General features: G+C 60.0%; 21 protein-coding genes. 10 read left to right on the forward strand and 11 right to left on the reverse strand.

Features of this window, described 5'->3' with window-relative positions; translation table 11 throughout:
• The first annotated feature begins 26 nt into the window (after nucleotides 1–26).
• Both CMG77_RS03820 and CMG77_RS03825 read left to right on the forward strand, forming a co-directional pair.
• Nucleotides 27–1,520 carry a methyl-accepting chemotaxis protein gene (locus CMG77_RS03820; RefSeq protein ID WP_286806755.1) on the forward strand — a complete coding sequence of 498 codons (1,494 nt, stop codon included), beginning with the start codon at nucleotides 27–29 and terminating at the stop codon, nucleotides 1,518–1,520.
• Nucleotides 1,521–1,528: 8 nt separating this feature from the next.
• Nucleotides 1,529–2,428 (forward strand): transporter substrate-binding domain-containing protein, encoded by a 900-nt coding sequence (locus CMG77_RS03825; protein WP_286806753.1) that lies wholly within the window; start codon nucleotides 1,529–1,531, stop codon nucleotides 2,426–2,428.
• Here the strand turns inward: CMG77_RS03825 and CMG77_RS03830 are convergent.
• The gene (locus CMG77_RS03830) at nucleotides 2,425–2,607 is read right to left on the reverse strand and encodes a DUF2061 domain-containing protein (RefSeq protein ID WP_036160783.1); all 183 of its coding nucleotides are present in this window, start codon (nucleotides 2,605–2,607) and stop codon (nucleotides 2,425–2,427) included. The genes CMG77_RS03825 and CMG77_RS03830 overlap by 4 nt on opposite strands.
• 309 nt (nucleotides 2,608–2,916) lie before the next feature.
• Between CMG77_RS03830 and CMG77_RS03835 the strand changes: the two genes are divergently transcribed.
• Nucleotides 2,917–3,681 carry an EAL domain-containing protein gene (locus tag CMG77_RS03835; RefSeq protein ID WP_286806750.1) on the forward strand — a complete coding sequence of 255 codons (765 nt, stop codon included), beginning with the start codon at nucleotides 2,917–2,919 and terminating at the stop codon, nucleotides 3,679–3,681.
• A 174-nt stretch (nucleotides 3,682–3,855) separates the two neighbouring features.
• Entirely contained in the window at nucleotides 3,856–5,043 is a 1,188-nt protein-coding gene (gene cfa, locus CMG77_RS03840) for a cyclopropane fatty acyl phospholipid synthase (RefSeq protein ID WP_286875992.1), read from the forward strand.
• Between the two features lie 206 nt (nucleotides 5,044–5,249).
• On the opposite strand, the gene CMG77_RS03845 is transcribed toward cfa, so the two are convergent.
• Entirely contained in the window at nucleotides 5,250–6,047 is a 798-nt protein-coding gene (locus CMG77_RS03845) for a class I SAM-dependent methyltransferase (protein WP_286804978.1), read from the reverse strand.
• An 82-nt stretch (nucleotides 6,048–6,129) separates the two neighbouring features.
• Here CMG77_RS03845 and CMG77_RS03850 point away from each other — a divergent pair, with 82 nt between their 5' ends.
• From CMG77_RS03850 to CMG77_RS03860, 3 genes are read left to right on the forward strand one after another with little or no spacing between them, the layout of a single operon-like run.
• Nucleotides 6,130–7,257: a DnaT-like ssDNA-binding domain-containing protein gene (locus CMG77_RS03850; RefSeq protein WP_286804975.1), complete on the forward strand. Its 1,128-nt coding sequence runs from the start codon at nucleotides 6,130–6,132 to the stop codon at nucleotides 7,255–7,257.
• Nucleotides 7,169–7,840: a replication protein P gene (locus CMG77_RS03855; RefSeq protein WP_123638347.1), complete on the forward strand. Its 672-nt coding sequence runs from the start codon at nucleotides 7,169–7,171 to the stop codon at nucleotides 7,838–7,840. Before CMG77_RS03850 ends, CMG77_RS03855 begins: the two co-directional genes overlap by 89 nt.
• 60 nt (nucleotides 7,841–7,900) lie before the next feature.
• The gene (locus CMG77_RS03860; RefSeq protein WP_286804974.1) at nucleotides 7,901–8,803 is read left to right on the forward strand and encodes a glucosaminidase domain-containing protein; all 903 of its coding nucleotides are present in this window, start codon (nucleotides 7,901–7,903) and stop codon (nucleotides 8,801–8,803) included.
• Between the two features lie 266 nt (nucleotides 8,804–9,069).
• Here CMG77_RS03860 and CMG77_RS03865 read toward each other — a convergent pair whose 3' ends face one another.
• The 4 genes from CMG77_RS03865 to CMG77_RS03880 form a co-directional block, all read right to left on the reverse strand.
• Nucleotides 9,070–10,188, reverse strand: a complete 1,119-nt coding sequence (locus tag CMG77_RS03865) for a polysaccharide deacetylase family protein (RefSeq protein WP_286875996.1) — start codon at nucleotides 10,186–10,188, stop codon at nucleotides 9,070–9,072.
• 10 nt (nucleotides 10,189–10,198) lie between these two features.
• Entirely contained in the window at nucleotides 10,199–10,462 is a 264-nt protein-coding gene (locus CMG77_RS03870; protein ID WP_024461329.1) for a PilZ domain-containing protein, read from the reverse strand.
• 66 nt (nucleotides 10,463–10,528) lie between these two features.
• Nucleotides 10,529–12,781 carry a DNA topoisomerase IV subunit A gene (gene parC, locus CMG77_RS03875; protein ID WP_123638350.1) on the reverse strand — a complete coding sequence of 751 codons (2,253 nt, stop codon included), beginning with the start codon at nucleotides 12,779–12,781 and terminating at the stop codon, nucleotides 10,529–10,531.
• A 21-nt stretch (nucleotides 12,782–12,802) separates the two neighbouring features.
• Nucleotides 12,803–13,222 (reverse strand): LEA/WHy family protein, encoded by a 420-nt coding sequence (locus CMG77_RS03880; protein WP_246004376.1) that lies wholly within the window; start codon nucleotides 13,220–13,222, stop codon nucleotides 12,803–12,805.
• A gap of 426 nt (nucleotides 13,223–13,648) precedes the next feature.
• Between CMG77_RS03880 and CMG77_RS03885 the strand changes: the two genes are divergently transcribed.
• Both CMG77_RS03885 and CMG77_RS03890 read left to right on the forward strand, forming a co-directional pair.
• A complete protein-coding gene (locus tag CMG77_RS03885) occupies nucleotides 13,649–13,993 on the forward strand; it encodes a hypothetical protein (RefSeq protein ID WP_286807356.1) in 345 nt (114 codons plus the stop codon).
• Between the two features lie 102 nt (nucleotides 13,994–14,095).
• A complete protein-coding gene (locus tag CMG77_RS03890; protein ID WP_286903639.1) occupies nucleotides 14,096–15,223 on the forward strand; it encodes an FAD-dependent oxidoreductase in 1,128 nt (375 codons plus the stop codon).
• Between the two features lie 34 nt (nucleotides 15,224–15,257).
• On the opposite strand, the gene CMG77_RS03895 is transcribed toward CMG77_RS03890, so the two are convergent.
• The 4 genes from CMG77_RS03895 to CMG77_RS03910 all read right to left on the reverse strand — a co-directional run bounded on the left by CMG77_RS03895 (nucleotide 15,258) and on the right by CMG77_RS03910 (nucleotide 19,127).
• Complete coding sequence (locus tag CMG77_RS03895; protein ID WP_024461334.1) at nucleotides 15,258–15,620, reverse strand: DUF2750 domain-containing protein; 363 nt, start codon at nucleotides 15,618–15,620, stop codon at nucleotides 15,258–15,260.
• A gap of 34 nt (nucleotides 15,621–15,654) precedes the next feature.
• On the reverse strand, nucleotides 15,655–16,338 hold the full coding sequence (locus CMG77_RS03900; protein WP_286903640.1) for a M48 family metallopeptidase: 684 nt from the start codon (nucleotides 16,336–16,338) through the stop codon (nucleotides 15,655–15,657).
• A gap of 32 nt (nucleotides 16,339–16,370) precedes the next feature.
• Nucleotides 16,371–17,549, reverse strand: a complete 1,179-nt coding sequence (locus tag CMG77_RS03905) for a peptidase C39 family protein (protein ID WP_353743450.1) — start codon at nucleotides 17,547–17,549, stop codon at nucleotides 16,371–16,373.
• A gap of 9 nt (nucleotides 17,550–17,558) precedes the next feature.
• Nucleotides 17,559–19,127: a Na/Pi cotransporter family protein gene (locus CMG77_RS03910; protein ID WP_286903642.1), complete on the reverse strand. Its 1,569-nt coding sequence runs from the start codon at nucleotides 19,125–19,127 to the stop codon at nucleotides 17,559–17,561.
• A 92-nt stretch (nucleotides 19,128–19,219) separates the two neighbouring features.
• Between CMG77_RS03910 and asd the strand changes: the two genes are divergently transcribed.
• Complete coding sequence (asd, locus tag CMG77_RS03915) at nucleotides 19,220–20,071, forward strand: archaetidylserine decarboxylase (protein ID WP_286903643.1); 852 nt, start codon at nucleotides 19,220–19,222, stop codon at nucleotides 20,069–20,071.
• Nucleotides 20,072–20,099: 28 nt separating this feature from the next.
• Here asd and CMG77_RS03920 read toward each other — a convergent pair whose 3' ends face one another.
• Entirely contained in the window at nucleotides 20,100–21,467 is a 1,368-nt protein-coding gene (locus tag CMG77_RS03920; RefSeq protein ID WP_502691742.1) for a cyclic di-GMP phosphodiesterase, read from the reverse strand.
• Between the last annotated feature and the right edge of the window lie 299 nt (nucleotides 21,468–21,766).

The raw sequence follows: 21,766 nt of genomic DNA on the forward strand, positions 1-21,766 counted from the left end.
AAGTAACCATTGCAGCAGGGCCTCCTATGCTTCGCTCACTCTCTTTCAAACTCATGGCCGCCATGGCGGCGCTGATGCTCACCGTGGCCGCCATTATTCTGGCCGCCAGTTACACCTATCTGGCACGACAGCAGCAGAGCAACTTCGAACAGGAAGTTGACCGCAACCTTGAACTGATCAACTCGTCGCTGCTCGAGCCCCTGTTCGCCTATGACTTCCAGCAGCTTGAGGCCATCGCCGAATCCCTGGTCAATACCGCACTCATCGACCAACTGGAAATCACCGACCACCGGGGCAAAGCCATGGCCGATGCCCAGGTCAGTGACCAGGCCGCGCCCGGCAATCAACACCGGCGCGATGCGGTGGAAGTGATCCGCGATGGCGATGTGATCGGCCGCTACAACGTGGTGTTCTCTTCGGAGCAGATGGCGCAGGTACTGAGCAATCAGGTGTCCCTGGGCGTAATCATGGTCGTAGCCCTGTTGGTGGCGGCGTTGTTCACGTTAGCGCTGCTGGTTCGACGCATCGTTCTCAAACCACTGAACCTGATTACCGACAACCTGACCCATATCGCCGAAGGCGGTGGCGACCTGACCCGGCGCCTGCCGACCGACAGCGGAGACGAAATTGCGCATCTGTCACACAGCTACAACCGGGTGATCGACCAGATTGCCGCCATCATTCGCGGGGTGGTCGAGGTGACCAACACCTTCGACGAGCACGTCCAGCAAATGAACCAGGCATCCAACGACAGCTCCCACTCTACCGACGAACAGCTCAAGCAACTGGAGCAGGCCTCCACCGCCATCAACCAGCTCTCGGCCTCCGCCGAAGAGGTCGCCCGTTCCTCGGGCGAAACCGCCGAGCGCACCCGGGATACCCACGACGCCTCCAGCCGGGGGGTCAGCGTGGTGCAGTCATCCCAGAGCAATATTCTGCGCCTGACCCAACAGATCGAGCAGACCGCCGACAAGATCACCCTGCTGAAGGACAGCAGCCAGAATATCGGCAAGGTCATTGAAGTGATTCGCGCGATTGCCGAACAGACCAATCTGCTGGCCCTGAACGCCGCCATTGAGGCGGCCCGCGCTGGGGACCAGGGCCGCGGCTTTGCGGTCGTGGCCGATGAGGTGCGCACCCTGGCCCAGCGCACCCAGAGCTCCACCGAGGAGATCGAGCAGATCGTACTGCAGCTGCAGACTCACGCCGATGAGGCCCACGATGCCATGGAGCAGAATACCCACTGGGCTCAGGAAACCGTGGAGAGCGGCAAAGAGGTGCAACAGGTACTGGAAAGCGTTCAGGCCCACATCAGCACCATCAACGACATGAATCATCAGGTGGCCACCGCCGCGGAAGAGCAGAGCTCGGTCGCCAGCGAGGTGAATCGCTTCATCGAGTCCGTTTTCGCCCTATCGGGCAAAGTGTCGGACAACGCCCGTAGCATGCGGGCCAGCTCAGACGAGCTGCTGCAGGAAAACAATGAACTGCAGCGGCGCATGCACAACTTCAAAGTTTGAGGCTCACCATGTCACACAGGTTACAGCGGCTGTTCGGCCATGCACGACGCGGATGCGGGGTTCTGGCCCTGATCGGCATCACGGCCGCCAGCCAGGCCCAGACCACGCTGCGCGTCAATCAGACCGATCATCCACTGGATGAGTTTGCCGTGGGCGCTCTGCGGGTCGCGCTGGAGTTTATGGACGGCGACTACGAGCTCGCCATCAGCGATGACCCCATCACCCAGACCCGCGCCATTGAGCGGCTGGAGTCGGACGAGATGGACGTGATGTGGCTGTCGTCAAACCAGGAAGTGGAAAACCGCCTGAGTCCCATCCGCTTCCCGCTCCTGAAGGGCCTGCTGGGCTACCGGGTCTTCATCATCAACCCGGATCGCCAATCCACCATGAACCGGGTGGAAGACAGGGCCGACCTGAGCCGTCTGACCTTCGGGCAGGGCGCCGGCTGGCCCGACATTGCGATTCTGGAGGCCAATGGTCTGGAGGTCATTACTACCAGTAAGTATGACAACCTGTTCTATATGGTGGAGGGCGGTCGGTTTGACGCTTTCCCGCGCGGGGTTCTGGAGCCCTGGACCGAGCTGGCGGCACGACCGGACTTGCCGCTGACGGTGGAGGATCGCCTGGTTCTGGTGTATCCGCTGCCGTTTTACCTGTTTGTCAGCGAGGAAGACGCGGCCCTGGCGGAGGCCATTCACAGCGGGCTGGATCGAGCTCTGGAAAGCGGGCGCTACGATGAGTATTTCTTCCAGCACCCGATGATTGAAGATGCGCTGACCCGCTCAAACCTCGCCGAGCGGCGCGCTTTCCCGCTGGAGAACCCGACTCTCACGGAAGAAACACCCCGGAGCCGCGAGGAGTACTGGCTCGACATGGAGCGCTTGCGGGAACGGAGCGCCGCAGACTAATGGGCCGCCCGGCGCTCCAGGCGCTTCCAGCCGAGCTCGTGAAAGTGGTAGGCCACGGTGTTGATCGCCGGCTCGATCAGCGCCACCGCGCCGCCCAGCACCCAGCTACCGGTGATCACGTAGGCCACGCTGAAGGCCACGGTAAAGTGCAACACAGCGAACGTCATTGTTTTGGTCATGATCGCCTCCCGACCCTCTGAACATCATGGTGGCGAGGGAATTCCCGCCCTTTACAACCATAATAATGATTCCCATTTATAAATAAACTTGATTTGCCATATCGCCCTGATAGCCCTGAACTAACAACCAGGAAATGCCGGCCAGTGTAAACATGGCGCATTTTTACACTTTTTTTGCGCCCTCGCATGACGCTATTTGGGGAGAACTTGTCTATACTGAACTCGCCGGCCGTCCGTCGAGAGGGTGGGCATATCCATCACGTCTAAGGCATCCAAGAAGTGCCGTTCAAACGCAAAGGGCTGGTTTTCATGTCGCAATCCGAACCCCAGATAGCCACAGGCTGCAGTCGCTGTCGGGATCTCCCCTCACTCCCCTTCGAGTTCACCATGGCGTTTCAGCCGATTGTGGATATTGAAAAGCGCGAAGTGTTCGCCTACGAAGCTCTGGTGCGCGGCACTCAGGGCGAAGGCGCCTTCCAGATTCTCCAGCAAGTCACCGATGACAATCGCTACCAGTTTGATCAATCCTGCCGAACCAAAGCCATTGAGCTAGCAGCCAAGCTGGGTATGACCACGTTTCTGAGCATCAACTTTCTGCCCAACGCCGTCTACGAACCCAAAAGCTGTATTCGCGCCACCCTCGTGGCGGCGGATAAGTATGATTTTCCGAGCAACCGCATCATCTTTGAGGTCAACGAATCCGAGCCCGTGGGCGATCCTGGTCACCTGGAGGGTATTTTCGAGGAATATAATGCCCAAGGCTTCACCACCGCCATTGACGATTTTGGCGCTGGTCATGCCGGGCTCAACCTGCTGGCGGACTTTCAGCCCGGGATCATCAAACTCGATATGGCCCTGATCCGGCATATCGATACCAACCGGATTCGCCAGTCTATCGTCCAGGGCGTAGTGAATACCTGCCGAGAGCTGGGCGTGGAGGTTATCGCCGAGGGCGTGGAAACCGCTGGAGAGCTGACCACATTGCGCTCTATGGGCGTTCACCTGATCCAGGGTTACCTGCTGGCCAAGCCCGAGGTGGAAGCCCTGCCAGATGTGGATTACAGCGCGCTCTGAATCAATCATAGGCGCGGCCCCAACGACCGCCCTCAATGACAATGGCATAAATTACTTTTATTTATTGGATAAGCCGGTTTACGAACGCTATGTTTTAAGCTTAAGGTCAAGAAAACGCGCGGATCAGTGACGTACCGCCTCCCTGTTTTTAAAACTGCAGGAGAATGATGGATTATGGCGAACACCACCTCAGCCCCGGAAGCAGCAGAGCAAACCCCACCCAGTACCGAGAAACACACCGCCGCCGAGCAGTTTTTCATTGAACTGGCGGCCGAAGCAGACATCCGCATCAACGGTGATCGTCCTTGGGACATTCGGGTATACGATCCCTCGTTCCTGTCCCGCGCACTGTCCTCTGGCGCTCCCCTGGCCTTTGCCGAAGCCTACATGCAGGGCCATTGGGACTGCGATCGCATCGATGAGATGATGACCCGCGTGCTGCACGCCCACCTGGAGCGTCGGCTGAAAAAGTTCGGAACGCTTCAACTACTGAAGGCGTACCTGAGCGCCGCGGTGATCAACAAGCAGGACCCCAATCGTGCCTTCAAGGTCGGCGAGGTTCACTACGATATCGGTAACGACCTGTATCGGCGTATGCTCGACTCCCGCATGATCTACAGTTGTGCGTACTGGGCGGACGCCGACAACCTGGAAGAAGCGCAGTACCAGAAGTTGGACATGATCTGCCGCAAGCTGGAACTGAAACCGGGCATGACCCTGCTGGATATCGGTTGCGGCTGGGGCGGACTGGCCGAGTTCGCCGCGCGCCACTACGGTGCCAAGGTCACGGGCATCACAATTTCCAAAGAGCAGCAGCGACTGGCCCAGGAACACTGCGCCGGGCTACCGGTGGAGATCCGCCTGGTGGATTACCGGGCCCTGGAAGGTCAGTTTGACCGCATCGTCTCGGTCGGCATGTTCGAGCATGTAGGGCACAAAAATTACCGCACCTACTTTGATACGGTCAGCCGCCTCCTCGCCGATGACGGCCTGTTTCTACTGCACACCATCGGAACGGACCGGCAGCAAAATGGCGTCGATCCGTTTATTGAAAAGTATATTTTTCCCAACGGCGAAATCCCCTGTCGCAAGCTGATCAACGACACCAGTCTGGGGCTGCTGCGTCTGGAAGATTGGCACAACTTCGGGCCGGATTACGACCGCACACTGATGGCCTGGTGGCACAACTTTGACGCCGCCTGGCCGGAGCTGAAAGACAAGTACGATCAGGGGCATTTTTACCGCATGTGGAAGTACTACCTCCTGAGTTGCGCGGCCTATTTCCGCTCCCGGGAAGGACAGCTGTGGCAGATTGTCTACAGCAAGCCGGACAGCATGCGGGAGTATCGTAGTTTGCGGTGAGGTGGTAACGGCGGATTGAGGTAACGGCGGATGCGGCCTTCGGCCTTATCCGCCCTACGCGAACTGCCGTGCTATCCGTAGGGGCCGAGCGCAGCGATTAGACGCCGCATCCGCCGTCACCCAGATGCAATCAAAATCCGCCATGTCACAGGCAGTCGCGTAGGGCGGATAAGCCGAAGGCGCATCCGCCGTTAACCACCAGGCTCTCAAACCAACGCGGCGATGTAGGCTAACCACCCCGGCTGGTTATCCATTTTCTTGCGCTCCCGAAAACTGCCATCGGCCACATCCCAATAGATGTGCAGCTTTTTGAAGCCGGCCTCGGTCAGCAGCTCGCGAATTTCCACCATGGACCACTGGCGCCATACGTATTTAAACGCGCGCTTCATTTCACTGCCGTCCCGAAACCGGAAGTGAATGTAATTGACCGCCACATTGGTCATCGGATCGAAACTGTGCTGGTCCCACACATAGGTAAAGCCGCCTTCGATCTTGCGGGCCTCCTCCATGACCTCCTGGGATTCCCAGCCGCCGTACATATCCAGGAAGAAGATTCCGTCTTTTACCAGAGACTTTCGCACCGACTTGAAGTAGCGGACCATCTCTGCCCGCTCCTGAAAAATCCAGTAACTGAAGTTCATGGCATTGACCAGATCGAACTTCTCCCGGGTGACCTGACGCACATCGCGCTGAGCGAGTGTGACCCGATTGCCCGGCTCCCCGAAGGGCTTGAGGTTGTTTTCGATTCCCCACTGCAACACATCCGGATCGATATCCACGCCGAGCGCGGTGCGCTTTTTGTGGCTGTCCACCCAGTGACCACACAATAGCGCGGTACCACAGAAGTCTTCACGCATGGCGTAAGGGCGGCGTTTGCGCAGCTTTTTAAACGTCTTGTCAAAGAACTCCACCTCGAACTCCGGTGCCTGAACACTGCGCTGATACAGATCGTGTCGGTCCGAGTTCTTGGCCGTAAAACGGGGTTTGGACTTTCTCTTTGGCAAAGTGACCTCCGGGCTTTGAGTGACAGCGGGTATAATAGCAGGCTCATGCACCCCACCCCCAAACAGTGCTAAAGTAGCGCCCATGACCTCATCGCTGATCCCCGAAAAACCCCTGCTGTTCTCGCCCTCACTGGCCGCCACCATTGGCCTGGAAGAAGCGATTCTGCTCAGCGCCCTCAGCGATGTCGCCCACTACCGGCCGGGCACCTATCGGCAGGGGCATCACTGGCTCAAGCTCGAAGCGCCGCAACTGCAATCGCTGCTGCCCTTCTGGAGCGACCAGGACCTGCAGCGGGTGAGCAAAAGCCTGCGGGACAAGGGGATCATCCTGATCGAGTCCGCCCCCTACACCGAAAGCCGCCAGCTGCTGTTTGCCTTCAACGAAACCGACCGGACCCAGAGCGCCACGGCCGCTCCCGCCGCCCACAACCCGGACCCGCAGACCGGAGCCAACCGGATCAGCCCCCACTGGCGACCGGATGCCGAGCTGATGCGGCACATCGCCCAGCACAACATTCCGGACCACTTTGTGCGCGAGCAATTGCCGGAGTTCATTGCCTACTGGCGCGAGCGTGGCGAGAGCCACCACGCCTGGGGAGCCAAGTTCCTCAAGCATCTGCTGCGCCAGTGGCGCGAGGCCCAGACCGAGCACCAGGTCCGCCGCGACCGGGAGGTCGCCATGCACAGCGGCTGGCGGCCCAGCCGGGATGCGCTGGAAGTGCTGGTCAAGCACGCCAATATCAGCCTGGCGTTCATCGAGGACGCCATTCCCGAGTTCGTGCTCTACTGGCAGGAGCGGGGCGATGTGGGGCGCACCTGGAACAGCAAATTCATCCAGCACGTCAAACGCCAGTGGCTCAGGTATAATGCCGCTCTTGAGCACGATACCGAGCCGCGGCGCATCCCGGAGAACTGGCAGCCCAGTCAGGATGTGTACGACGTGCTCAAACTGGCCAATATCGACCTGGCGTTCGCCCAGCGCCAGGTGCCGGAGTTCGTGCTCTACTGGCGCGACAGCAACCAGGTGCACAGCTCCTGGAACACCAAGTTTCTGCAGCACGTAAAGTATCATTGGGCACGCCAGCACGCTCTGACCACGCACAACCCACAGGCAGGCCAACATGCAGGACAGCAAGACCCTTCTCGACCAGGCACAACGCGCGATCGCAGCCTCGTCCAGGACCTCACCGACCGAAGCTGGGCCCGCTGAACAGCAGCGCCGGGCCGCGACCGATGGGCATATTGATGCCCTCAACGAGGCCTTTGCCCTGTTCCGCATCAATTACCATAACCAGTACTACAAGGCCTACAGCGACACCCAGGTGCTCAACCAGATCAAAAAGCTCTGGCTGGACAGCCTGACCCGCTTCGAGCCGGACACCATCCGCCGGGGCGCGCGCAAGGTCATTGAAGAGTCCGAGTTTCTGCCAACCCTGAACCGCATGATGCGCGCCTGCCAGGGCGACCCGACCGAGTTTGGCCTGCCGGACGCCCACAGTGCCTATGTGGAAGCCTGCCGGGCACCGAGCCCCAAAGCGGCCCAGCACTGGAGCCATCCGGCGGTATACCACGCGGGCCTGGCCAGCGACTGGTTTTTCCTGGCCAGCAGTGCCGAGAAAGTGGCTTTCCCGGTGTTTGAACGTCACTACCAGCGCTTTTGCGAACAGGTGATGAACGGCGCGGAGTTACCCCTCCCCCAGGCGCCGGCCCTTCCCGAAACCACCGAAACGCCCCTGTCGGCCGATGAGAACCACCAGCGGCTGGAGGCACTCCGGCGCGAGCTGGATCTCTGATCCTTTGCCCGCCCAACGACGTAACTCTTTGTTTGGATTGATGTATTAGAAGGTGATTGTATGAAGCAGGGTTTCACCCAGTGGTTACTGGGCCTGGGCCTGGTGGCCTTTCCTCTTGGCTGTCTGGTGCTGACGTTTTACCTGGCCTACCACCCGCCCCAGCCCATGGAAGAGTCCGTGGCTGGTCGGCAGGAGCCACCAGCGGTACCGCGCCCCGCCGAGGTAAAGCAGCTACCGGATTTTGCCAGCATCGGCCATATCCCCGATCGCAAACGGGCCTTTTTTGAGATGCTGATCCCCATGGTTGAGTGGCGCAATCATCAGTTGGAGCAGCTGCGCGAAGACGTCATTGACATGCGCTCGGTGCTCGCCGCCGACAAGAGCCTCAGCAGCCGCCAGCGGGCCCAGCTTGAGCGCCTGCGTATCCATTTCCGCGTGGATGAAGACAACTACCCGAACGCCTCGGACGCCCTGGACGAGCTGCACAAGCGGGTGGACATACTCCCGTTGGAGATGGTTCTGGCTCAAGGGGCGGCAGAATCTGGCTGGGGTACCTCGCGCTTCGCCCAGGAAGCAAACAATCTGTTCGGCCAGTGGTGTTACCGGAAAGGCTGCGGCCTGGTTCCCAACGCCCGCTCGGACGACATGAGTCACGAAGTACAGAAGTTTGCTACGGTGAATGAGGCCGTATCGACCTATTTCCGCAACATCAACACCAACCGGGCCTACCGGGAGGTGCGGGAGATTCGCGCTCAACAGCGTGCTCAGGACATGGCACCCACGGGTATGGCGATGGTGCAGGGACTGATCCGGTATTCGAGCCGCGGACAGGCGTATATTGAGGAGCTCAAGGAACTGATCAGCTACAACGAACTGGAGCAGGTACATGAAGCCTGGTTGACGCCGGAGGAGCCCGAAGTCCCCGCGAAGGCCGAAGCAGAACCCCAGACCGAGGCGGGGTAACGGCTGCACCTGACGGGTAATAAGCTGCGCGCTCCGATGTGTCAGACCGACCCGACCGAGGGAACGAGTGGCTGGACCGGGCTGACTATCGTCGGGTTACGCCTTCGGCTAACCCGACCTACAGGGTAACTTACTATGAGCCCCGTGCCTGGGGTTGTCGGGTTACGCCTTCGGCTAACCCGACCTACGGGGTAGTTTGGTGGGTGTTCCTGGGTCTGCGTAGGTCGGGTTAGCCGAAGGCGTAACCCGACAATCACTGCCAAATCTCAGTTCTCGTGCACCCAGCGGCCGTCTTTATCAGTCACCAGCCACTGCTGCGAGAACCAGTAGAAGCGGCCGGACTCCCCGGTGCCCGCGGTACAGTTATAACGGGTCCGGCCCGGCGTCAGGGGCTTGCCGGGCTGAGTGATCAATTGGCGCCCCTCTACCCGGGTTTCTATGGCCCCCTGGCCTCCGGCAAAACAGTTGATTCGACCGGCCAGGTTGTCCTGTTCAAGATTCAACACCAACACCGGCCGGGCGCCGGATGCCACTACAACTTCCTCCAGGGGCTTATCCAGCGCCGCGTCCGCGTACAGCTCGGCTGATTCTATGGGCATGGGACGGGTTTGGGCCTTGGTGGCAAACTCTTCTATCTCACCATAGGGACCACCAAACGGGAAGCGCGGTAAGGCCCGCAAATCGCTGTGGGCGCCAATCGGGCCGGACTGCTGGCCGAAGGCCACATAGCCCAGGGACTCCAACAGGTCTTTCACTTCATTGTTGTACTCGCCATAGGGGTAGGCCAGCATCTTGTGGTTCTGGCCGGTCTCTTCCTTGATACGCCGCTCGGCGTCCACCACCTCGGACTCAATCCGCTCGCGCCACTGCGCCTGGCTTTCACCGGCTTTGCGGCGCTGCAGGTGGTTGTGTTTGGTGGAATGATTGGCGATGGTGGCGCCATGCTCGGCCATTTCACGCAGTTCATCCCAGGTGGTGAAGCCGCCTTTACCGTCGTCCAGCGGGTCGGTATTTACAAATACCGTGAACGGCCAGCCCTTCTCCTTGAGCAGTGGGTAAGCGGTGGTGTAAACCGAATCGTAGGCGTCGTCAAAGGTGATGGCCACAGTGCGGTCCGGTAGAGGCTCGCCGGATTGCAGTGCTTTGACCAGTGTCTCGAGCGGTACCACGTCAAAGTTGTGATTCTCCAGGTAATCCATGTGCGAACGAAACCGCTTGGGCGTCACGCTGGTGGAAGCCGGTGTCGACTCGCTCACATGGTGGTATTGCAGCACCACGGCGGCCTGCGCCGGGCTGCCCGCCGCCAGAGAGAAGAGTAATCCCAGTGTCCCGGCAACCAGAGCCACCAGAACCAAGGAGCGCCTGACCGGCTTAGTGACGTGCATACAACCTCCGCTAATCCTGAAGAAACTTCAATCCGATACCGTCGGGTTCGGTGCGCACCACTTCCATTTTCACCACCGGTGCCTCCACCGGCATGCCCTGAACCTGTCCGGTCACCACCGACCCGATGGGCGGCATCTGATCCGGCTCGAGCACGACGAACACTCCACCATCGGAGATATCACGGGTTTTGACCATCAATTCGCCAATGGTTTCATGCTGAATTTTAATCCGGCAGGCCAGGGGCGTGCGCGTGTACTCCCGCTTGTCACTCATAGTGCGTCCTCAGGTTATTATTGTTGGTCCGACAGCCGGCGGTTCGGGGCCTCAGGAGACCAAGCCTCAGGAGACCTCGGCCCGGTCCACCTTCTGGAAGCCACGCGGCAGCTTGTTACCCCGTCTGCCACGCTCGCCCCGGTAATGGTCCAGATCACCGGCCTTGAGCGTCAAGTGGCGCTTGCCGGCGTGCAGCGTCAACGACTGCCCCTCGGCGATGACGCCCACCGCAATCACATACTCCTCTCGGCTTTGCACGCGGGCCGACGGGATATTCATGATCTTGTTGCCCTTGCCGCGGGCCAGCTCCGGCAGCTCTGTGACCGGGAACACCAGGAGCCGCCCCTCGTTGCTCACCGCCGCCAACAGATCTTTCTCGGGGTTTTCCAGCACCTGGGGCGCCAATACCCGCCCGCCTTTGGGCAGGCTCAACATGGCCTTGCCAGCGCGGTTTTTGCTGTAGAGATCCCCCAGTTTGGCCACAAAGCCATACCCGGCGTCCGAGGCGAGCAGCACCCGCTGCTCATCACTGCCCATCAGGGCGCCCTCGAAAGTGGCTCCGTTAGGGGGATTCAGGCGTCCACTCAAGGGCTCACCCTGACCCCGGGCCGAGGGCAGGTTATGGGCCGCAATGGCGTAACTGCGCCCGGTGGAATCGAGTAACATCACACTCTGGTTGGTCTTGCCGCGCACGGCAAACTTGAAGCTGTCCCCAGCCTTGTAATTGAGCGCCGCCGGATCGATCTCATGGCCCTTGGCCGAACGGATCCAGCCTTTTTCGGACACCACCACGGTGACCGGGTCGACTCCGATCAACTCGGTTTCACTGAATGCCTGGGCCTCCTCGCGCTGAACGATGGGCGAGCGGCGATCATCGCCGTATTCCTTGGCCACCTGCTGCAGCTCTTTGCGAATCAGGGTTTTCAGGCGAGTGGCGGACCCGAGGGTTTTCTCCAGTTGGTCCCGCTCTTTTTCCAGGGCTTCCTGCTCGCCCCGGATCTTCATTTCCTCAAGACGCGCCAACTGGCGCAACTTGGTGTCCAGAATGTAGTCGGCCTGAACGTCGGACAGTTTGAATCGCTCCATCAACACCGCTTTGGGCTCGTCCTCGGTGCGGATGATGTGGATGACTTCATCGATGTTCAGATAGGCGATCAGCAAGCCTTCCAACAGGTGCAGGCGCTTCTGCACCTTGTCCAGGCGGAACTGCAGACGACGCCGGGTGGTGACCGTGCGGAAGCTGAGCCACTCGGACAGAATGACATCCAGGCTTTTCACGCCCGGACGACCATCGATGCCGATCATGTTCATATTGACCCGGTAGGTTTTCTCCAGGTCGGTACTGGCGAACAGATGCTGCATCAACTGCTCGGCATCCACCCGGTTGGAGCGCGGGGTGATCACCAGTCGGGTGGGGTTTTCGTGGTCTGACTCATCCCGCAGATCGGTGACCATGGGCAGCTTCTTGGCCTGCATCTGGGCCGCGATCTGCTCCAGAATCTTGGCACCGCTGACCTGATGAGGCAGCGCGGTAATGATGATATCGCCGCTGTCCTTTTCCCTGGTCCAGACACCGCGCATGCGCAGACTGCCCCGGCCGGTCTGGTACATCTTGATCAGGTCTTCCCGGGGCGTGATCAGCTCCGCCTCGGTGGGCATATCCGGGCCCTGAATAAACTGGCACAGTTCGTTCACATCCGCCTTGGGGTTATCGAGCAGATGAATACAGGCCTCGACCACCTCCCGCAGGTTATGGGGCGGGATATCCGTGGCCATCCCCACCGCAATGCCGGTGGTGCCATTGAGTAGCACATTGGGCACCCGTGCCGGCAGCACCTTGGGCTCATCCATGGTGCCGTCGAAATTCGGCTGCCAATCCACCGTACCCTGGCCCAACTCCTCCAGCAGCACCTCACTGTAGCGAGCCAGGCGCGACTCGGTGTAACGCATGGCGGCAAACGACTTGGGATCATCCGGCGACCCCCAGTTCCCCTGCCCGTCCACCAGGGTGTACCGGTACGAAAACGGCTGAGCCATCAACACCATGGATTCATAGGCGGCGGAATCACCGTGCGGGTGAAACTTACCGATCACATCGCCGACCGTACGGGCCGACTTCTTGAACTTCGCCGTCGCCTTCAGCCCCAGCTCGCTCATGGCATAGACAATACGGCGCTGAACCGGCTTGAGCCCGTCACCGATATTGGGCAGGGCGCGATCGAGAATGACGTACATGGAATAATCCAGATACGCCTTCTCGGTATAGTCTTTGAGGGGAATGCGCTCTTCAGCGTCGGGGGATACTACGACTTCGTTCATGCAAATTCCTGGTCGTTATCGTTAATACTGCAGCTTGATCTCGCCCTGCTCCGAGACCCGCATGGACGGCAACCACTGGCTGAAATCCAACTTGGCGTCGAAATTGTAACTGACCCGGTCACTGACCGCCCGCTGGCTGAAATGCTGGACCAACCGGGCAATGGACAACAGGTTGGCAGAGACCTCCACGGTCACCGGAGTCTCCTCATACGCCTTGAGGGTGGGCACCTGGCTGGAAACGCCACTCAAGACATCGATGTTTTCGATGCCGATGTTATAAGAGATCCCGCGCACGGACAAATCCCGCGCATTGGGATTGGTGATACCGAGATGAACCGCAATGCGCTGCTCCATACCCTGAGCCGGCAAAAGTTCAAGCCCCGTAACCTTGACCTGGGGCTCCTGAATACCGAAAGGAATCTGCGAGCAGGCGGCGAGCATCAAAGCTCCCACACCCAAAAATACACTTCGTAGCACGGTAGGGAGCCAGCTACGGCGCACGTAGGGGCGGTTTGGGGTGCATCTTCCCAAGACCGTAGAGCGCGGGATTCGCGGTTGCGAGCCTACATGGACGTATTCATGGCGTGTCTTGGGAAGATGCACCCCAAAGCGACCCGGACGAGATGCCTCAAAAGACTGGAAAAACCAACTTATCACCTGCTTCCACATGACTGAAAGTGCTCCTGATTAAAAGTTAAGTATCGGCTTTCAGACTACACCACCCCGTGGATTGCAGTGACGGCCCTTGAAGCTTTTGTGAGGTATATCACATGACGTCCGGGAGCGCTGTGGTGTAATCCCGCACAGACTGGCCCAAATGGACCATCCCCACAAGAATCAACCAAGCCAACAACACCGAGAGAGTCTATGCCCAAGCACCCGCTCAGCACCGACGAACTACTGGGCAGCCGGGAAATTCGTTTCATCGATCGCCAGGAAACCAACTACCCCAACCTCATGCGCCTGTGCCTGGACTTCGACTTCTGCGTCCTGCAATTGTTGCACAAAACCCCCGTGCCCACCGCCAATAAATCCTTCGTACTCGTCACCCGGGACTACCGGCTGACACCCACAGCCGCCATCAGCCCCGCCTTCGCCGAACTCGAACAACTCGAAACCTACGTCCACCTGCATCAGGTCGACATCCTCCACGACTACCTGTTCGGGTTCGTCGACGAAGACATCGCCACCAGCGCCAGAGGCGGAGAATAACCGCTCCCCCCCCCAACCAGTGACTGTCAGAATTACCGGCACTCCGTAGACGCTGGGCACCGGGTTCGCTATGCTCTCGGCTTTTGCCTGAGCGCCGTTGTTATGCGAACTCTGCTTCTGGCCGGTGGCGGCCTGACGCACGCCCTCTACCTGGCCAACGCCCGCCACCTGCTACCCGACGATGTGCGAGTGATACTGCTGTCACCAGAGCGGTTTGTTCCCTACTCGGGCATGCTGCCCGGGCTGATTGCCGGGCGCTTTCGCTTTCGGGACTGCCACATCGACCTGGGCCAGCTCTGCCGGGCCACACACACCGAATTACAGTTCGGCCGACTGGCCTCCCTGGACCTGACCCAACGCCAGGCACAACTCCACAATGGCGATGCCATTGGCTTTGACCTCCTGTCGGTCAACACCGGCCTGCAGGCCACCGATACCATCCCCGGGCTGGCCGAGCACGGCATGAGCACACGCCCAATCAGCGGGTTTTTGCCCCGCTGGCAGGAAACACTGGCGGACCTGTGTGCCCGGGATCGGAACAACCCGGCCAACCTGGCCGTCATCGGCGGAAACCTCGATGGTGTGGAAATGGCCCTGGCCGTTCGCCAGCGGCTGCTGCATGAAGACAACCTGAAGGCGNCGGTGAGCATCCACCTGGTCCACGGTGGCGGTAAGCTGCTGCCCGAGTTTCCCCTGGCCGCTCAGCTACGCGCCGCACAATTACTGCAGGAGCGGGAGATTCGAGTCCACCCCCTGTTTGATGTGGCACGCGTGGATGACCAACAGATCTACACCGATCGCCANCAGCACCTGCCCATGGACNGCGTGATNTGGTGTGTTTCCGGGCAACCGGGCGCCTGGGTCAAAACATCGGGNNTGGCNCTNACCGACCGGGGCCGGATTCAGGTCAATGCNCATCTNCAGGCGGTCAATCATCCGTTCGTGTTCGCCGCCGGCGCGGTCGCCAGTGTGNCNGGCGGNCCAGAGCCCGGAGCCGCNGCNAACCTGGCACTGCGGCAGGCGCCGGTGCTGGCCGCCAACCTGGCCCGCGCTCTGGCCGGTGAACCACTCAGACGCTACAAGCCCGGCCGACGGACGCTGTCAATCATTACCACCAGCAATGATTACGCCCTGGCCCGTTACGGCAATCAGGTCTGGGGTGGCAAGTGGATAGAACGCTGGAAATATCGGCGGGACCGGAAGGTCATGGCGAGTTTCCCCCGGGCCTGAGGGCCCGGAGTGGGGGGGATCAGGAAGGCAGTCGCTACTCCATTTCCTGCTCAAACTCCTCGAGCAGGTCCATGGGCTCAATTTCTTCCCCTTCGAGGGACTCATCCCAGTTCACCCCGACCAGCAGTTCATCGTCGTGCATACCGGGCAGCCAGTCGTCCAGAAACTCTTCCAGATCGATCGGCACGGGTTTGTAGTCCGTCCACTCCTCCCGACAGTGCACCTGTGCCAGGGCCAGCTCGGACCACAGGGGCATCACATCGCTGTCATCATATTTCTCGGAAGGACACAATGCCCAGCCATCCGGGCCTTCGAGCCCGTAAACACAGCCGTGGTCCATCGCTTCGACAATAAAACGATCGAGGTTTTCAGCGGGGTCATCGCTCAGTGCGGTCATGATGGGCGTTTCCTTGGGCTTCTAACGACAGGGGTTACAATACCAGACAGCGGCCATTGGCTTTAAGCCAATCCCGCTGACGGAGATAATCGGGGCACACTTGTCCGACCAGTTGCCAGAATGCCCGACTGTGGTTCATGTGACGCAGGTGACAGACTTCGTGAGCGACAAGATAGTCCACAACCGCCTCCGGGGCCAGAAGAATCTGCCAGTTGTACTGAATCTCACCCGAGCGGGTGCAGTGCCCCCACTTTGATCGGGTCACTCTCACTCTGACCCCGGAGTGGCTCAGCTCCATCTGACGAGTCAACGCATCGGTTTTCGCGCGCAATCGCTCCAGTCCCTGCTCCCGGTACCACCCCTGCACCAGCCGCCGGGCCTGCGCCTCAGGTTCCAGCCGACTGCGTCGCGAGCAACAGACCGCCAATCGGTCACCCACCTGCTCTACCCGGCCACGACTTCCCATGGTCACCGAGAGCGTCAGTTGCTGCCCCATGAACGGCAGCCGGGTGCCGGATACATAGCGATACTCCGGAATCCGGGCCAGCATCTGCTGCTGAGCGCGCACTTTGCGCGCGATCCAGTCGCTTTTCTGACGGACAAACCGGTCCAGATCCCGCTCCGCTATGCCCACCGGGGCTCGCACCAGCAACTGGGCATCGCGTACCTCCAGGCTGACCGTGCGGCGGCGCGAGGATCGTTTAATGGTATAGCGCACAGGCAGGGCTCGCTTTGCGTAACATCAAATTTTTATTCCCCCGGACCGGACAACTCACGGGACAGAATCACCGCGGTACGCAACCGGCTTCGGCCGAAACTGGTCATCCGCTCGAAATCGGCCCGCGCCAGAGGAAGGTATTGGCAATCCAGCGCGGTCTGTCCCTGGCCATCCGGATCCGGATCGTGAACATAAATACACTCTTCGTCATAGCCACTCATGACGACCCAGTGGGGCGCTTTTTTGCTGTCCATCCGGTAGGTACTGATCAGGATGATCGGCACCCCACCGCGATCAAACGCCGCGATCAGATCATCCTGACGAACCTCGCGATAATGAACCGGAACGGCCCGCGCCTCAAGCGCGTGGCGATAATCCTCATGCACCAGCATCATGACCGGCTTTTTGGTCTCATCGCGCACCCCATCGAGAAACAGCGGCCCATCATGGTTGACCCAGACTTCCGCCCGGTAGCCCCGGGTGTCGGCAGCCAGCGCCATGCCCATGGGGTGACAACCGCCGTGNCCCGAGGTCATGAAGATGGTCGTGGATTCACGCCACAGACGNAGCTCCTCGGTATCGGANGGCTGGTAGTCNGGTTTCAGNGCGGCCATGGCCATCATCAGCGACGCCGGNCCGCAGGTAAANCGGGTNCTCTGGGCCAGCNAGNGNATGGCNCGATGATAAGCNGTATCGCCCACCACCCGGATCCGCTTCTGGTAACGNAGCGCATCGGTGTGGTCCTCGTANTAGTCCTGATACAGCCCGAACTGTTTGTACCCCAGGGTCTCGTANAGGGCGATGGCGCTGGTGTTTTTACTGCTGACCTCCAGGCGCATNTANAACCGGCCNCTGTCCCGCGCGCCGTCTTCCCCGGCGCCGATCAGGCGCCGCGCCAACCCCTGGCCCCGGTAGTCCGGATCNACCGCCAGNGAGTACATGCGNGCCAGGCGNGTCCCCCGGTGAAACAGAACCAGTATGTAGCCGGCCAGACGGTCGCCATCGCGCGCGACCAGAANTACNCGCTGGTCGCCCTCCAGCCAGCGGCGAAAGCTGCGGCGNCTGAGGCGGTCGCTGGNAAAACAGCGTTGCTCCAGAGCGACNAGGGCGTCGAGATCATCGGGCCTTACGCTCTCAAGGGGGAGGGAGGACATGGATACCGCCTTCATCAGATTCACTTGCGATTGTTTCGAACGCTCAGGGCTATCCATTACTTGGGCTCAGGGCTGCTGATAATTCAATTCCCGGGTATGTACGTCGATGCGCCCGATGTGCACGGCGACCCGCTGCAGCCAGCGCACGACCTCCATCCGGGCGACNCCCTGCNTCAGCTCCAGTCGNCCCTGGGCAATGTCGTTCATGGTCTGCCGCCGGGTAGTTTGCTCGATTTGGGTGATTTGTGCGACNCGTTCCTGCACCTGNTCGGCGGGAAGCGAACGTTTTCCCCAGAGCGACAGCACCAGCGGACTGAGGGCGGCCTTGGCCTCNGCCAGATCGTCCCCGTTGCGCANCGNCACGGCCACGCTTTTATTGTCGCAACGCTCCAGCAGACGCTGCAGATGCTCGACGATCTGNATCGCNGCCAGTAGCCGCTCCCACTGACTGCCCGAGGTCNCTTCCAGGTGAATGGCATCCAGATATTCCTGCACNTCGGACAGCTCTCGGGCAAGNTCCACCAGGGGGACCGAGCGACCAGACTCTCCGAGAATGTATTCCAGTTGCTCCGCCACCCGCTCAAACTGGGAGATCATGACCTTCTGCACCGCGGTCAGTGCCAGTTCGGGGTACTTGAGCAGCCCCCGGTCCAGAATCTGCTGATAGCCGAAAGGCTTGTCCGGGAACAGACGCTCGANCATGTGAGCAAACTGTCCCGCAAACGGCACCACCAGCAACACGCCCAACAAATTGAACGCGGAGTGGAAACCCACCAGCGCAAACTCCTCGTGAACCACAAATGNCTCGGGCGCCACAAACNGCCAGGCGGCNATGTAGGGCACAATCAGAAACAGCGCCAGCGAACTNACGCNGGTGTTGTACAGCACATGGGAAAAACCGGTGCGTCGCACCGACACNTTGCCACCGATGGTGGCCGCTGCCGCCGTGAAGCTGGTGCCGATNTTCATTCCCACCACCANCGATGCGGCCTGCTCNAAGNCGATGGTATCCGTNTGNAGTGCCGTCAGTGCCGCCACCACACCTGCACTGGANGATTGCGTCACAANGGTNAACAGNACACCAATGACCACCAGTTGAAACTTGCCCCACAGATCGTCCGCCGGGAACTGACTGAAGTCCATCTGCTCCCGCAGGCCTTCGAGCCCGCCCTGAAGCGTATCAATACCGATGAAAATCAGACCAAAGCCGGCCAGCGCATANCCCAGCCCGCCCAGAGACCGGCGCCCAAACAGCTTGAGCATGGCCCCGGCAAACACNAACAGGGCGGCCAGCAGGGACAGCTTGAGCTTGAAGCCGATCAGGGCCACGATCCAGCCCGTGACCGTGGTCCCCANAGCCGAACCGAAAATGATGCCCAGNGCCTGGGAAAAACCGATCANGCCNGCNCCAACAAAACCNACGGTNGCCACAATGGTGGCNCTGGAGGATTGCAGCACGGCGGTGCCNACCAGCCCCGNCAGNACCCCGCTGACCGGGCTGCGGGTAAAGCGCATCAACACCCGGCGAATGGCGTCTCCNGCCATGGCCTTCAGGCCCTCGGTCATGAGCGTCATTCCCANCAGGAACAAGCCCAGNCCNCCCAANACTTCCACCAGCACCCGAATTAATNCCATGATGANCCGTCGTTCGACTCCNGNCAGCCTGCCAGAGGGATATTTGCTATGATGGCGCCTCCGGAAACCGACCCTGCAGGCCCCCTGACACCATGAATGAAAAACTGTTNGCNGCCCTTCAGTATATCACCCCCCAGCACGGGCTCTCCCGGGCGGCGGGTTGGCTGGCCAACCAGCGTACGGACTGGATCAAAAANCACTTTATCGAATGGTTCATCCAACGCTACGGNGTGGACATGAGCGAAGCGCTNGAAGAAAACCCCCGCGCCTANGCCCACTTCAATGACTTNTTTACCCGNGCGCTCAANCCCGATGCGCGCCCGCTGGACGCCTCAGCGGACAGCATCGTCTGCCCCGCTGACGGGGCCATCAGTCAGCTCGGCGCCATTGAGGACGGGCGGATTTTNCAGGCNAAAGGCCAGCTCTACACCACCCGGGAGCTGCTCGGTGGCAGCGAGGCGTTGGCCGCCGAATTCGACCAGGGACAGTTTGCCACCNTCTATCTGTCNCCCAAGGATTATCATCGCGTTCACATGCCCTTTGNCGGCCANCTGCGANCCACCGTGGCGATACCCGGCGACCTTTTCTCGGTNAATACCGCCACCGCCAACCAGGTGCCGCGACTGTTTTCACGCAATGAGCGGTTGGTGGCAATTTTCGATACCGACATCGGCCCCATGGCGGTCGTATTGGTCGGCGCCATGATCGTCGCGGGTATCGAAACCGTGTGGGGCGGCGAGGTAGCGCCGATCAAGCGGACGATTCAGACCCGGGACTTCCGACCCCGCGCGCCCATCACCTTGAATAAGGGGGAAGAAATGGGCCGCTTCAAGCTAGGCTCCACCGCAATCGTGTTGTTTGGCAAGGACCGGGTGCGCTGGGATGAGGCTTACCAGGCCGGCAGAGGAACGCGGATGGGGGAACGGCTGGGCGTCAGGCTGTAAGGGCAACTACGCATTGCCCTGCGGCGGCCTAGGGCGTGAGCTTGTCGAGCAGTGACATCAGACCGGACTTCTCTTTTTTGAGGATATAGTTGTCGCGTATTGCGGCGATGTCTACCTCGTAAGAGCCGGGTTCCAGGTCTCGGGCAATTTCAATTTTTTCCACTTCCGCCGCCGTTTTTTTGCCCGAATCGATCAGTGCCTGCTTGCGCTTATCGTCCTCGGCCAGATCAATCAGTTGCGGATCCATGGGAGACTTGACGGCATCCAACACCAACATGATCTTGGGCTTGAGGCGCCGCTCAAAATTCTGCTCCACCACCACACCCACCTCGCCGGAACTCAACTCGACCAGGGTGCCGGTGGGATAAAGGCCAATGGCGCGAATGAACTCCACCACCAGNTCTTCCTGAAATTGGGTATTGCGCAGTTCGTATAACTTGCTGACGGCCTTGGAGGGCGCAATGGGCTGACTGGCACCCCGCGGATTGGTGGTATTGTCATAGAAGGTGACGATCCCGGCGATCTTACCCAGCAAGGGAATCTTGTCGCCCTGCAGGTGCAACGGAAAACCACTGCCGTTCAATCGTTCGCAGTGGGTTTTCACCACGCTGATCACCCTCGGTTCTACTCCCGGGGTTTTGCGCAAAATCTCAACGCCCTGCTCCACAAAGGTTTCATACAGGCGCTCTTCATCGGAGGAGCGGGATACTTTGGTCAGCAGCCCCTGATCGAGCTTGACCTTGCCCACATCCTTGAGCAGAACGCCCATGGCAAGCACGTCCAGGTCCCGCTTGGGCAGGCCGATATGACGCCCGAACAGGATGGCCCAGACCGAGCACCGGATGGCGTGACTGTAGGTATATTCGTCTTTCTCCTGCACGCGGGACAGCCAAGTGAAGGCATCCGGATTGCGCAGCACGCTGTCCACCATATCGCTGGCCAACCGCTTGGTCTCGACAATCGGTACCCGATGCAGCTCATTGTTACCNAGGTAATCGAGCACCTCNCCCACGGCATGGTAGACATTCTGATGCAGCTGGCGGGCNCGTTTGATTTCTTTTTTGAGCGGNTGGACCGGCGGGTACTGATTGCGCTGTATGCGCANGGGGGCCACTTTGACGTTGGCCGGGGTATGGACGTTCTCCCGGGCGCTGATNCGGCTGCGCANGCTNTCCTGNGGCAGTGTCTGTAAATTGGAGGAGACTGGTGGGCGACCTTTGACGACGTCGATNTAGACGTGTTTNCANAGGCTTTTCAGCTGTTTGATTTCGTCNAGGTCACGGACATAGAAGCCTTGCAGCGGGAATGGAGTCTGAGTCCACGGACGGTCGAGTCCGGAGACATACATGCCAACAGTGACTTCGTTGACGTCGACTTTGACTTGCTTGATTCCCACGCGTTGTCCTCTCTGCCGNCGGTGCGGCAAAAATCCGTCTATGGCGCCAGTTTAGACAAAAAACGGGCCGGAGGATACGGATAGTGGGGCATGCAACGGACGTCGTCAAGCCTGTCGGAGGGCTATACAGTAGTGGTGAGAAGCGGATCACAGGGTTCGGTTACAGGATATGCGATCAGTTCAAATCACGTCCGGGCCGAGAAGGGGAAGCCCTTTCAAGACACGCCGTAAACCCGGTCCCTACGCGCTCCCGGCGCTTCGGGACACTTCCCACATCCATGTGGGTCGTCCACGGGGGC

This window comes from Marinimicrobium sp. (genome assembly GCF_002695945.1).
GTDB lineage: Bacteria > Pseudomonadota > Gammaproteobacteria > Pseudomonadales > Cellvibrionaceae > Marinimicrobium > Marinimicrobium koreense.